Origin of the sequence: Pseudomonas syringae CC1557 (genome assembly GCF_000452705.1) — a bacterium.
Classification (GTDB): domain Bacteria; phylum Pseudomonadota; class Gammaproteobacteria; order Pseudomonadales; family Pseudomonadaceae; genus Aquipseudomonas; species Aquipseudomonas syringae_F.
Genome location: NZ_CP007014.1, coordinates 161790 through 173890 on the forward strand (window position 1 = coordinate 161790; position 12101 = coordinate 173890).

Sequence of the window (12101 nt, forward strand, 5' to 3'; positions counted from 1 at the left end):
GGGCGAAGAAGGTTTGCAGCCGAGAGAAGCGGGTTCGGTCGGGTGGTCATTCAGGCGCCAACGGCTGTTATCGGCCGATGTTCCTGAAAATGAAGGGCCTGCGAAGCTTTTTGCTGGGCAGGCCCGGTGCGGTTCAGGCTGCCTGTTTCGAGACGCTGAGGATGGTCAATATCGACTGCGCATGCTGTGCAGCCTCAAGTCCGAGGCTGGTCAGATAACCGCCATCGACCTGGGTCGTGAGGCCTTTTTCGAAAAGTCTTTTTGCTGCTGCGACGGCAGTGGGGGCCGCGACGTGATGAACTTTGAGGCCTTCCTGGGTGTTTCCCAGATTGAACAGTGCAAGGATTTCCAGTTCGGCAACCAACTGAGGGGTATACGACATAGGTACTCCAGACTTTTTATAGTAGTACGACCTCGCCGGCTGGCGGGTGTGTCTGGAATCGACGTGTCGGTTTCTATGCTCGTCGGTTCTGGAGACCGTTGAAGCCGGCTTGGCGTGATAGCCCAGCAGGCTCAAGCGGCAGCGGGGCATCTGCAGTGTAGACAGCGTCTGAAAGCTTTGCAGCATATATCTCACCGGCATTAGGGCGGTGGGAGGTTATTTATCTGGCGGCAGCTCAGGCAGTGCGCGCAGCGCGGTTTCGTACCATTGCGCGTCGAATGGGCGGTCTTCTTCGAGCAGGCTGTGAACCTCGAAGGCCAGCACATGAGCCATCATTTCCAGAATCTCTTCGCGCTCGTAGCCCACCAGCGTCAGCTTGTTGAACACGGCCTTGGCAGCGGGCGGTTCGTTGGCTTCGATCTGGTTCTCGATGGCTTCGATCAGTTTTTGGCCGGCGAAATCGTCATCTTCGTCGTTGTCGAGTGTGTCGGTCATGTTCAATCCTCATGTCAGAAAGGCAGTTTAACCGGATTCTTTTCAGTCGGGCATGCCTGTGCGGTGGAATGATTATGCGTAGGACAATTCCTCAAATTATAGGCAATTGATGTAAGTCACTGATAAGTATGGTCATGTTGATAGCGTCCTCACCACTGAACTGAAGGTACAGGGCTGAGGAGGCCATCGATGCTGAAGCTTTATGGATTTGCTGCGAGCAACTATTTCAATATGGTCAAACTGGCACTGCTGGAGAAACAGCTGCCTTTCGAAGTGGTACCGCTGCATGGCTGCCAGAGCCCGGAGGTCCTGGCCGTCAGCGCCCGAGGTAAAGTGCCTGTGCTGGGCACTGCTGACGGTTTCATCAGTGAAACAGATGTCATTTTGCGTTATGTCGAGGACATTTCACCTGGCCGACCATTGCTGCCCTTGAGCCCGTTTGCACGGGCTCAGGTCTGGACAATCGCCAAGGAAATCGAGCTGTACATCGAGCTGCCTGCGCGCCTGTGCTACGCGGAAGTGATTTTTGGTGGACGACCGACGCCGCCGGAGCTCAAAGCCAAGGCGCGCCGCGACCTCATCAAGGGCTTCGCCGCCCTGGCGCAGCGCGGCCTGTTTGCCCCTTATGTGGCTGGCGAGCAATTCACCGTGGCAGATCTTTATTTTCTATACAGCGTCGACCTGGCGCAGCAAGTGGGAGAGCGACTGTTCGATCTGGATCTGCTGGAGAGCATGCCCGCAGCGCGTGCCTTGCAGGAGCGTCTTGCGCTGAACCCGAACGTCCAGCGCGTAGCGGTCGACAGGGAGGCGGACTGGCCAGCTTTCCTGGCGCGAGTGCAGGGCACAGGCCGAGCTGGCTAGGCGTTTCATGAGCTGATTTGCGCGCCAATGCTGGCACGCAAATCCGGGGCGCTCCGCGTCGGCTCTTGAGCGGTCGGCGCGGAGTGGGGGAGCGGTCAATCAGCCGTCGGCTGACCCAGCGGCACTGGCTGCTTGCTGCGCCAGTGAGGCAGGGAGTTCCAGTAGCGCTCGCCCTTGGCATCGTCATACATGCCTTCCCAACGCGAGATGACCAGCACTGCCAGCGCATTGCCGATCACGTTCAGGGCGGTACGCGCCATGTCCATGATCCGGTCGACACCGGCGATGAACGCCAGGCCTTCCAGCGGAATGCCCGCGCTACCCAGGGTTGCCAACAGCACCACGAAGGAAACACCCGGCACGCCCGCGATGCCTTTCGAGGTGACCATCAAGGTCAGCACCAGCATCAACTGTGCGCCAATCGACAGGTCGATACCGTACAGTTGGGCAATGAAAATCGCCGCGATGCTCTGATACAGCGTCGAGCCGTCGAGGTTGAACGAATAACCGGTCGGCACCACGAAGCTGCAGATCGCTTTCGGCGCGCCGTAGGCTTCCATTTTCTGGATCACGCGTGGCAGGACGGTTTCGGAACTGGCGGTGGAGTAGGACAGAATCAGCTCGTCCTTGAAGATGCGCATCAGCTTGATGACCGAGAAGCCGAAGGCGCGAGCAATCAGCCCGAGGACCACGAAAGCGAAGAAGGCGATGGCCACATAAACCAGGATCACCAGCTTGGCCAGCGGCAGCAGCGAGGCGAAACCGAAGTTGGCGACCGTCACCGCGATCAGTGCGAATACGCCGATCGGTGCGTAGTTCATGATCATGTGAGTGACCTTGAACATGGCTTCCGATACGCCCTGAAAAAGCTTCACCAGCGGCTCGCGGACTTCGGCCTGCAGGCTGGAAAGGCCAAGCCCGAACAGCACCGAGAAGAAGATGATCGGCAGCATTTCGCCGCGCGCCATGGCCGCAAAGATGTTGGACGGAATCAGGTTGAGGATCGTAGCGATGAACGCGTGATCGTGCTGAACCTCGGCAGTGGTCTGTTGATACTTGGAGATATCGACGGTGCCCAGGGTGCTCATGTCGATGCCTGTGCCCGGATGGAACACGTTTGCCAGCACCAGACCGACCAAAATGGCAATAGTAGTCACGACTTCAAAATACAGAATGGTCTTGAGGCCGATGCGCCCCAGTTTCTTCGCATCGCCTACGCCTGCAATGCCCACAATCAGCGATGCGACAACGATAGGGATAACGATCATCTTGATCAGACGAATGAAGATGTCACCTGCCGGTTGCAGGAGATTGGTGATCCACCAGGCCTTTTCAGCACTGAAATGATTGAGCAGGGCGCCGACGGCGATACCCAGTACCAGTCCGATAAGAATCTGCCATGCCAGACTCAACTTTGCCTTCTTCATATTTTTACCCTTGTTTGAAGTAGCTTGGATCGTTCCGGAACCGCCTCACTTACAGGGCTTTGCCGCAGCAATTTCAGGGCACGGATACGTTGGAAAATCTCCAGAGAGGGCCACTGCAGAGGAGCCTATCGGCTCAGTCGCAGGCGAAAAAAGTCGCAACTATTCCCATGGCGTGCGCATTCGTCTAATGCCGTAAACGACTACCTCATGCGTAATCGGCATACAAAAGCGGGGAAAGTGTTGATTTGTGTTGGCAGGGAAGGGGGTGAATCGGCGCAAAGGCGGCTAAAACGTCGTCTTTGGCTTGGCAGGCACAGGCAGCGGGGGTGACGGAATATGATCGTGCTGAATCGATTACTTAGCGTTTTTACCGGATATACGGTAAGGCGTGCTCAGGCCAATGCGCAGAAACGGGCAATTGGCCTGGACATCTGAACCGGTTTCTATCCCTTGCCCTTGGTACGCGTCATATGCGGGCCGCTATTCTTTTCCAGATACTCGATGATCATCCCGGCGACATCCTTGCTGGTGGTCACTTCGATGCCTTCAAGACCCGGTGAAGAATTGACTTCCATCACCAGCGGGCCGTGATTGGAGCGCAGGATATCCACGCCCGCCACACTCAGGCCCATTACCTTGGCTGCGCGCAATGCAGTCATGCGTTCTTCCGGCGTGATCTTGATCAGGCTGGCGCTGCCGCCACGGTGCAGGTTGGAGCGGAACTCACCAGGTTTGGCCTGGCGTTTCATGGAGGCGATGACCTTGTCGCCGACCACGAAGCAGCGAATGTCGGCACCACCGGCTTCCTTGATGTACTCCTGCACCATGATGTCCTGCTTGAGACCCATAAACGCTTCGATCACCGATTCCGCCGCGGTGGCGGTTTCGCACAGCACCACTCCGATGCCTTGGGTGCCTTCCAGCACCTTGATGACCAGCGGCGCGCCGTTGACCATCTGGATCAGATCGGGAATATCATCCGGTGAGTGAGCAAAGCCGGTCACCGGCAAGCCGATGCCGCGACGCGAGAGCAATTGCAGTGAGCGCAGTTTGTCCCGCGAGCGGGCAATGGCGACTGATTCATTGAGCGGAAACACGCCCATCATTTCAAACTGACGCAACACCGCACAGCCATAGAAAGTCACCGAAGCCCCGATACGCGGAATGACCGCATCGAAGCCTTCCAGCGGTTTGCCGCGATAGTGGATCTGCGGCTTGTGGCTGGCGATGTTCATATAGGCGCGCAGGGTGTCGATCACCACCATCTCATGGCCTCGCTCGATACCGGCTTCGACCAGACGACGGGTGGAATACAGACGCGGATTACGCGAAAGCACAGCGATCTTCATGCAACACCTGAGGAAGTAGAGGCCGGGAACACCGGCTTGTCTTGTACGTAAGTAATACCCGGATTGACCACCAGTTGGCCATCGATCAGAGCTTTGGAACCCAGCAGCAGTCGATAGCGCATCGACTTGCGGCAAGCCAGCGTGAATTCAACCGGCCATATACGATCACCCAAGGCCAGCGTGGTACGAATTACGTAACGCACCTGCGCATGGCCGTTGGAGCTTTTAATGGTCTTCATGGCAACCAGTTGCGCCTCGCAGCGTCGATGGCGCAACTGCACCACGGTGCCCAGATGCGCGTTGAAACGCACCCACTTCTGACCATCACGTTCAAAAGGTTCGATTTCAGTGGCGTGCAGGCTTGAGGTGCTCGCGCCGGTATCGATTTTCGCCCGCAGGCCTGCAACCCCCAGGTCGGGAAGCGCCACCCACTCGCGCAGGCCTATAACCGTCAGGTGATCAAATGTCTTCAATGTGATTCCGTACTTCTCAAGACGTCTTCAAGGCCTCAGCGTCTACCTGAGCCAGGGCTTTGAAGGCAGGTTTGGCAAACAGATAACCCTGCATCAGAAAAATGCCGCAATCGGCGAGAAAGTCCCGCTCTTCGGTCTGCTCTATGCCTTCTGCAATGACTTTAATCCCCAAGTCCGAACACATTGTGACAACGCTACGAACAATCGCCTGACGCACGCGATTTCGATGAACGTCGCGGATCAGGTTCATGTCGAGTTTTATAAGGTCGGGTTGAAAATCTGCGAGCAGCGTCAGGCCTGAATACCCGGCGCCGAAGTCATCGATAGCGGTCATGAAGCCAAACTCTCGATACTCACGCAGGATGTTGCTCAAATGACCATTGCTGCAAACATGTTCGCTTTCGATGGTCTCGAAAATCAACCTCTCGATAGGGAAGTCATGCTTTTTGGCCGCTTCCAGCGTGCTGCGGATGCACAGTTCGGGACGATACACGGCATTGGGCAAAAAGTTGATCGATAAACGCTCGGTCATCCCCAGTCTTGCCGCGCCGGCAATCGCGGTCGTGCGGCACATCTGGTCAAAGCGATAGCGGTTCTGGTCAGTGACCTGACTCAGTACCGAATAGGCGCTCTCTCCATTGGGGCCGCGCACCAGCGCTTCATGAGCGAAAGTCGACTGGTCACGCAGGTCCACAATCGGCTGATAGGCGTAGTCAAACGAGAAGCCCAGTTCGGGGCTGCCCGTGCATCCCTCACACCTTTTCCCAGGGGAGGTTAACGAAGTTGGAAATTCTGTCACGTCGCACTCCATGTGAGGTCGGGGCAATGAAATGATTACTGTCTGATTTTGACAAACAAGGTTCGGTTACTACATGTTCCCGGGAGATTCTCCGGCCTGACAATTTGGCCGCTCGATTCCGTCGAGACTGATAACGTTCAGACTGCCACACTGATGAGGAATTCAAATGGCACAAAAGTTGGAAGAAGAAGACAAGGTTCGTCTGGATAAATGGCTGTGGGCGGCGCGATTCTTCAAAACGCGTGCGCTGGCCAAAGCAGCCATCGAAAGTGGCAAGGTGCACTGTCGCGGCGAACGTTGCAAGCCCGGCAAGGAGCCTCGTGTCGGCGACGAGTTGCAGATTCGTATGGGCTTCGATGAGCGCACGGTCGTTGTTGAGGCGCTATCGGTTGTCCGACGCGGCGCACCGGAAGCGCAGACGCTGTATCGCGAGACCCCGGAGAGCCTTGCGAAACGGGAAAACGCTGCTGCACAACGCAAGGCCGGCAACCTGGGCGTTACCACCGATGGGCGGCCGACCAAGAAGCAGCGTCGACAGATTTTTGATTTTCGGGGCAATCAGCACAGCGACTGAAATCGAGTGGATGGCAGGCCCGGTGATCGGACCGAAAAGCCATCCAGCTTGGAAGCGCGCCGGATAGCTCCTAAAATGCCGGTCAAAACCTACGGTGCACAGCATTTTCAGGTGCCGAATGGCGCGTGCTGCCGATGGCCATCCATTGTCATTACCTCAGATACCCTCTTCTTATGCATGATTTCCCCGACATCGATTTCACCCAGCGCTTCATTTTCGACGAAAGCGACGTTCGTGGAGAGCTGGTTGCCCTGGAGCGCAGCTACGCCGAAGTGCTCGCCAAACATGCCTACCCGGAGCCGGTCGCGCAATTGCTTGGCGAACTGATGGCGGCGGCTGCGCTGTTGGTCGGCACGCTCAAGTTCGACGGCTTGCTGATCCTTCAGGCGCGCTCCAGCGGCGCCGTCCCGTTGTTGATGGTCGAGTGTTCAAGCGAGCGTGAGCTGCGGGGTATCGCCCGTTACGAAGAATCGCTGATCAGTCCAGGCGCGGGCCTTCAGGACCTTATGCCCGAGGGTTCTTTGGCGCTGACCATCGACCCGCGCAAGGGTAAGCGCTACCAGGGCATCGTTGCGCTGGACGGTGTCGACCTGTCGGAAAGCCTCTCCAACTATTTTGTAATGTCCGAGCAGTTGGGTACGCGTTTCTGGCTCAAGGCCGACGGTCATCGCGCCCGTGGTCTGCTGTTGCAGCAACTGCCCGCCGCAGAGATCACCGACCCGGAGGAGCGCGATGCCAACTGGGAGCATGTCATCACCCTGGCCAACACCCTGACGGCCGAAGAAATGCTCAGCCTGGACAATCAGACGATTCTGCATCGCCTGTATCACGAAGACCCGGTTCGCCTGTTCGATATTCAGCCGATCTGCTTCCGTTGCAGCTGCTCTCGTGAGCGATCCGCCAATGCGCTGGTCAGCCTCGGGCTGGAGGACGCGCAGCAACTGGTCATCGAGCACAACGGCTCGATTGAAATCGACTGTCAGTTCTGCAACGAGCGCTACCTGTTCGATGCCACTGACGTCGCGCAGCTGTTTGCTGGCGGCGGTGTCGATTCTCCGTCTGACACGCGCCATTAATCACAGCGCAAATAGCCTCAGAATACGGTGTGGGCTCCTGTAATGCTGTTCTGACAGGAGGGTCCTACCATTTCTGGGCATTTCTGGCATAATCCGGCCCACTTTTACGCTGTAGTAGTGGTAGTTTTTTTACTACAAAACCGTTTGAAGCACTCGGCCAACGGCCGACGGGGAACCTCATGACGCAAACCAACAACGCTGTGTACACCGATTTGAGCACCGACGAACTGGTCAAGGAAGCCCTTGCCCGTAACGAAGGCGAACTTTCCGACACTGGCGCACTGGTTGTGCAAACGGGCCATCGTACTGGCCGTTCGCCGGTCGATCGTTTCATTGTCGAAGAGCCGAGCACTCAGGACGCCATCGCCTGGGGCCCGATCAACCGCAAGTTCCCGGCCGAAAAATTCGACGCTTTGTGGAACCGTGTAGGCGCTTACCTGGCCGAGCGCGAGCGTTTCGTTTCCCACGTTCATGTAGGCTCCGACCCGGCTCACTACCTGCCGGTCAAGATGACCACCGAAACTGCGTGGCACAACCTGTTCGGCCGTTGCCTGTTCATCAATCCTGAACAGTACAACCCGGCTGGCAAGGACGAGTGGGAAATTCAGAACGCGCCATGGTTCGTTTGCGAACCTGAGCGTGACGGCACCAATTCCGACGGCACCGTCATCATCAACTTTGCTGCCCGCAAAGTGCTGATCGCAGGCATGCGTTACGCCGGCGAAATGAAGAAAGCCATGTTTTCGGTGCAGAACTTCCTGCTGCCGGCCGTTGACGTGCTGCCGATGCACTGCGCCGCCAACATGGGCGAAGAGGGCGATGTAACGCTGTTCTTCGGCCTGTCCGGAACGGGTAAAACCACCCTGTCTGCTGATGAAAGCCGTTATCTGATCGGTGATGACGAACACGGCTGGGGCAAAGGCGTGGTGTTCAACATCGAAGGCGGTTGCTATGCCAAATGCATCGACCTGTCCGAGAAGAACGAGCCCGTCATCTGGAAAGCCATCCAGCACGGCGCGGTACTGGAAAACGTCGTACTCGACCCGGTCACCAAGAAAGCCGATTACGCCGACAGCAGCCTGACCCAGAACAGCCGGGCCGCCTACCCGCGTGAGCTGATCGAAAAGCGCGCGCCAAAAAACCTCGGTGGCGAGCCGAACGCAGTGATCTTCCTGACCTGCGACCTGACCGGCGTATTGCCGCCAGTGTCGATCCTCAGCGAAGAGCAGGCGGCTTATCACTTCCTGTCGGGTTACACCGCGCTCGTCGGTTCGACTGAAATGGGTTCAGGGTCGGGCATCAAGTCCACTTTCTCCACCTGCTTCGGCGCTCCGTTCTTCCCGCGTCCGGCTGGCGAATACGCAGAGCTGCTGATCAAACGTATCCGCGGCTTCGGCTCCAAGGTCTATCTGGTCAACACCGGCTGGACCGGCGGCGGCTATGGCGTCGGCAAGCGCTTTAACATCCCGACCACCCGTGGCGTGATTGCAGCGATCCAGAGCGGCGCGTTGATCGGTGCAGAAACCGAACACCTCGACACCATCAACCTCGACGTACCGAAACTGGTACCCGGCGTAGACACCGGCCTGCTCAACCCGCGCAACACCTGGGCTGACCAGGCTGCCTACGACGAAGCTGCAAAAGCACTGGCTGGCCTGTTCGTGGAGAACTTCAAGAAGTTCGACGTGAGCGACGCCATCAGGGCTGCGGGTCCGAAGTTGTAATTGACCGCATCTAAAAAAACCGCCCTCAGAGGCGGTTTTTTTGCTCTTGAATATCTGATATAGAGCTTGTTTCAGAGTCTCTTGAATTCCGAGTCGATGATTGAAGGTCGTCCGTATAATCTACGTAAAAATATGACCGATCCGAGCGGTCGCTCCGCGTCTGTCATTTATTATCTTGAATATAGGTATGATTAGGTTTTATCACAACCTCCGTTGTAAGCGCATCGAGCTCTTTACTATGGTAAAGGTCGACGCACTTCAATAAGTCAAATTTTACTCCCTTTGTCTCGGATTCAACCAAAGGGTTTGTGTAATCTTTGGCTAAATACTTTTCAACGAGCGCTTTTACCGCATCGGGACTTTTCTCAAAAACATAGAAGGCCCAGTCGCGTAAAGCACTCACACTGCTGCCCGCATCCATTGCAGTGTTTTTTTCGCCCTTGTAAGCATTCGCTATGCAGGTGGCGAGAACCATGTCCCTGTAGTTTTGTTCATAGGTTCTCTTCATTCCCTTAGGGGAAGAAGTCGAGGAAGATGCGAAGCTCATGGGCGCTAGAAAAAGAAGCAGTATTCCGACACTAGAAATAAAACTCATCAACTTAGGCTTCAGGATTTCTTTTTCTGTTTGATCGCTAACGGTCCGCTCTTTGAAATAGCAATAACCATAATAAGTGTGGTTATCGACTACGTGACATGACTAGCCGCATCAGACCATACGGATACTATGGCAGCTCTCGTGTCGGCTAACGTTCTGCCGCCAGAGGGCGGATACGAGGCCTCTCGCAATTTCTTTGAGACAAGCATTCCTGCTACAGGACTATGCAACATATTTCTCGGCTAGGCTCAACGCGATCAGAAAGACAAACAGTACACAGCAAGTAATCATCGGTATCGTGAGAATATATCTGTATCGCTTCGGAAGATTGCTTACCTCTTGCGCGTCGATCAGGCCTCGTTTAGCATGCATACTGGGCATTATTAATATCATCGCAATTATGCTCCCTCTCATAACTTTGCCAAGTAATCCAGCATTTCCCCATGTGCGCTTGTTGTCTTTTATGTAAGAGCAATTAGGAAGGTTACTCTCGATAGTTTCGATATATTTATGGGCAATCAGCATTACTGCAAATAATACCATCCCCATGAGTGCTAGTACAAATCCTGCGGACAAACCAATTTGTTCGCTAGTCATTTATCATTTTCCCGTAAATAATTTCCCCAAACTGTTCACCTTTGGACTGGCCTAGCTCTCCTCCTCCCCACCCACCTACAGCACCTCCAATTACGCCACATGCCAGTGCTCCCGCACCGCCAGTAGGGATACCGATTGCGACGCAGGCAGTGGTAACAACTGCACTTCCTACAAATCCACCAGCGCCAGCTCCAAATACGCTACCTAGCAGCGAACTGCCTTCGACATATTTCGCTTTACGACACTGTTCCTCGCGACCCAGCGCGCAAGCTTTATGAATGGCGAGTCCGGTGGAACCAATTTCAAGTGCTGTCCCGATATAAGCGCCCCTTTTGATCCACTTGGACGCTTTGGCCACACCAGATACCTTGTCAGCGTATCCCGCTATCTCTCCAGTATGCATATAGCGGCTGGTTGAAAGTCCCAGCAGCCTTTTTATCGAGCCTTCGTTGCGCAGCCCGGACCCATATGCCAGAAAATTATTCAGCAACTTCTCAAGCCTCATGAACAATTCTGTGCGCTTGGCATAGAAAGCGTCTCGTTGGGTCATGGTGCCGGAGCCCATGTGCGCTTGGTAGAGTTTTTCGATGTCTTGAAGCGATTTTTTGATCTCCTCCATATGCTTGGACCAGCCATCACTTGCAGCGCCTACCCCCATAGAAGTGTAAGAGATCGCTTGCTTGAGCAGCTCAAAATTATCAAGAAAGAAATCATCCGCCCCCACGCCGTTAGCCAGCAACGCGGTATGCACCTCGGCTGCCTTGGCCATCAGGAAGGCTTCCTGAGCGGTAGACGAGGTGGTGGAGGCGTCACCGACGATGACCAGTTCGCCCGCGAGGACGACGCTGCCTGAAATGTGAGAGTTCAGCGCTACGAACTTGGCCTCGGTGTTCTTTGGCAGTGCAAGATTTGCTTTTAGAGAGTCAAAGGTCTGTGTTCTGACATTGATGAAGGATCTTGCTTCAGCCATGGTCGTGCCTCACGAGTACTTTTTGTTATTAATCCGGTCCCATCCGCCAGCCACGTTACCGCCCGCGGTACCATCGACACGTTTTTGCAGGGTGTAGGTGGTTTTTATCCGGCCGTAGTTGAGCTGAACGATTTCGGTGGGGACGCCGGAACTTGCGCTCTGTGTGTAGTCGGCGATGATGACTTCTTCAAGTACCACTTCGTAGTACTTGAGTTTGTCGGTGCCTGCGCGGCACAGCACTAGTTTCACTTCCTTGAGATGCTGGCCTGCGCAGCTGGCTTCCATCAGCTTGCAGCTGGCGCTGTCGAGGTATTTGGTGAAGGTGAAATTAGTCATGGTGGTGCGACCGGATGAAGCGCCGCCCGAGGAACTGGCGGTGGCTGAGGTGCTTTGGCTGACGCCGAAGTTATAGCCGGTGATTTCAATCCATTTGCTGTACTTCTCGTCCAGCGCCTCGCCAGGGCTGTCAGCGATCTGAATGAAAGCGTCGAAAGCCATGCTTACCTCTCCTTGGTAATCAGTGGTGTCGCATAGAAAATTTGCGATGAACGGCTATGACAACAAATTTTTTGGCTGGTTACAAGGCGCGAAGGCACGTTTGAAACGCAACGTTTAAAGGTCTAATTGTGTGTTTAATGCTCTAGGAATGTCTGAAATAGGCCCCGATTTTTGATGCCCTTGGCCTGAGGTTCAAAAAATTCCCCCGCTCAGATAATCTCAGTGGACAGACGCGTGATCTAGTATCAATCGTCATCTATCTGCTCGATATGGCTCAGGCA

At 55.3% G+C, this 12101-nt stretch carries 14 protein-coding genes; 4 read left to right on the forward strand and 10 right to left on the reverse strand.

Features of this window, described 5'->3' with window-relative positions:
- Positions 1 to 133 precede the first annotated feature (133 nt).
- A complete protein-coding gene (locus N018_RS00780) occupies positions 134 to 382 on the reverse strand; it encodes a TIGR02647 family protein (RefSeq protein WP_025388602.1) in 249 nt (82 codons plus the stop codon).
- Between the two features lie 216 nt (positions 383 to 598).
- A complete protein-coding gene (locus N018_RS00785) occupies positions 599 to 877 on the reverse strand; it encodes a hypothetical protein (RefSeq protein ID WP_025388603.1) in 279 nt (92 codons plus the stop codon).
- Positions 878 to 1066: 189 nt separating this feature from the next.
- Between N018_RS00785 and N018_RS00790 the strand changes: the two genes are divergently transcribed.
- Positions 1067 to 1738, forward strand: coding sequence for a glutathione S-transferase family protein (locus N018_RS00790; RefSeq protein ID WP_025388604.1), 672 nt, complete (start codon positions 1067 to 1069; stop codon positions 1736 to 1738).
- Between the two features lie 95 nt (positions 1739 to 1833).
- Here N018_RS00790 and gltP read toward each other — a convergent pair whose 3' ends face one another.
- From gltP to N018_RS00810, 4 genes are all read right to left on the reverse strand, one after another.
- Complete coding sequence (gene gltP / locus N018_RS00795; protein ID WP_024643531.1) at positions 1834 to 3165, reverse strand: glutamate/aspartate:proton symporter GltP; 1332 nt, start codon at positions 3163 to 3165, stop codon at positions 1834 to 1836.
- A 443-nt stretch (positions 3166 to 3608) separates the two neighbouring features.
- Positions 3609 to 4514 (reverse strand): 30S ribosomal protein S6--L-glutamate ligase, encoded by a 906-nt coding sequence (rimK, locus tag N018_RS00800; RefSeq protein WP_003318100.1) that lies wholly within the window; start codon positions 4512 to 4514, stop codon positions 3609 to 3611.
- Entirely contained in the window at positions 4511 to 4954 is a 444-nt protein-coding gene (locus N018_RS00805) for an ATP-dependent zinc protease family protein (protein ID WP_170947379.1), read from the reverse strand. The genes rimK and N018_RS00805 overlap by 4 nt, the downstream gene beginning before the upstream one ends.
- Positions 4955 to 5003: 49 nt before the next feature.
- Positions 5004 to 5786 carry an EAL domain-containing protein gene (locus N018_RS00810; protein WP_024643530.1) on the reverse strand — a complete coding sequence of 261 codons (783 nt, stop codon included), beginning with the start codon at positions 5784 to 5786 and terminating at the stop codon, positions 5004 to 5006.
- Positions 5787 to 5952: 166 nt separating this feature from the next.
- Here N018_RS00810 and N018_RS00815 point away from each other — a divergent pair, with 166 nt between their 5' ends.
- The 3 genes from N018_RS00815 to N018_RS00825 all read left to right on the forward strand — a co-directional run bounded on the left by N018_RS00815 (position 5953) and on the right by N018_RS00825 (position 9160).
- Complete coding sequence (locus N018_RS00815) at positions 5953 to 6360, forward strand: RNA-binding S4 domain-containing protein (protein WP_024643529.1); 408 nt, start codon at positions 5953 to 5955, stop codon at positions 6358 to 6360.
- A 173-nt stretch (positions 6361 to 6533) separates the two neighbouring features.
- The gene (gene hslO / locus N018_RS00820; protein ID WP_024643528.1) at positions 6534 to 7436 is read left to right on the forward strand and encodes an Hsp33 family molecular chaperone HslO; all 903 of its coding nucleotides are present in this window, start codon (positions 6534 to 6536) and stop codon (positions 7434 to 7436) included.
- A 179-nt stretch (positions 7437 to 7615) separates the two neighbouring features.
- Positions 7616 to 9160 carry a phosphoenolpyruvate carboxykinase gene (locus N018_RS00825; RefSeq protein ID WP_025388605.1) on the forward strand — a complete coding sequence of 515 codons (1545 nt, stop codon included), beginning with the start codon at positions 7616 to 7618 and terminating at the stop codon, positions 9158 to 9160.
- Positions 9161 to 9323: 163 nt separating this feature from the next.
- On the opposite strand, the gene N018_RS00830 is transcribed toward N018_RS00825, so the two are convergent.
- The 4 genes from N018_RS00830 to N018_RS00845 all read right to left on the reverse strand — a co-directional run bounded on the left by N018_RS00830 (position 9324) and on the right by N018_RS00845 (position 11820).
- A complete protein-coding gene (locus N018_RS00830; RefSeq protein ID WP_025388606.1) occupies positions 9324 to 9755 on the reverse strand; it encodes a type VI secretion system amidase immunity protein Tai4 in 432 nt (143 codons plus the stop codon).
- Positions 9756 to 9977: 222 nt separating this feature from the next.
- Positions 9978 to 10352, reverse strand: a complete 375-nt coding sequence (locus tag N018_RS00835) for a hypothetical protein (RefSeq protein WP_025388607.1) — start codon at positions 10350 to 10352, stop codon at positions 9978 to 9980.
- Positions 10345 to 11322, reverse strand: a complete 978-nt coding sequence (locus N018_RS00840; protein WP_025388608.1) for a hypothetical protein — start codon at positions 11320 to 11322, stop codon at positions 10345 to 10347. Before N018_RS00840 ends, N018_RS00835 begins: the two co-directional genes overlap by 8 nt.
- Before the next feature lie 9 nt (positions 11323 to 11331).
- Entirely contained in the window at positions 11332 to 11820 is a 489-nt protein-coding gene (locus tag N018_RS00845; RefSeq protein ID WP_025388609.1) for an Hcp family type VI secretion system effector, read from the reverse strand.
- Positions 11821 to 12101: the final 281 nt, after the last annotated feature.